Source organism: Limosilactobacillus alvi (assembly GCF_016900115.1).
Classification (GTDB): Bacteria; Bacillota; Bacilli; order Lactobacillales; family Lactobacillaceae; genus Limosilactobacillus; species Limosilactobacillus alvi.
In genome coordinates this window covers 1-258 of record NZ_JACJJQ010000117.1, presented here as the reverse complement: position 1 = coordinate 258, position 258 = coordinate 1, and the positions used below count along the sequence as shown (strand labels likewise).

The 258-nt window shown below is 63.2% G+C and carries 1 protein-coding gene; it reads left to right on the top strand.

Annotated elements, in window-relative coordinates:
- The coding region (locus H5993_RS09315) for an AAA-associated domain-containing protein (RefSeq protein WP_204777119.1) at positions 1-258 on the top strand (258 nt) is incomplete at both ends.

The window sequence follows — 258 nt, the reverse complement described above, 5'->3', positions numbered from 1 at the left end:
CCTGATGGCCGGCCTGATCGAAACCCTGGCCGCCGAGCCTTACAACGGCCACGCCGGCTTACCGACCGTGGCCGAACGGCGCTTGTTGGAAGTCGATGATCTGTTCCCGGTGGCCGAGATGCTCGAGCATTTGGGTTTCGCTGAACTCAAGGGCGCGGACATCACCCTCACCGAGGCCGGCAAGCTGTTCGCCGACTACGGCACGCAAGAGCGCAAAACCCTGTTCGCCGAGCACTTGATCAAACACGTGCCCCTGGC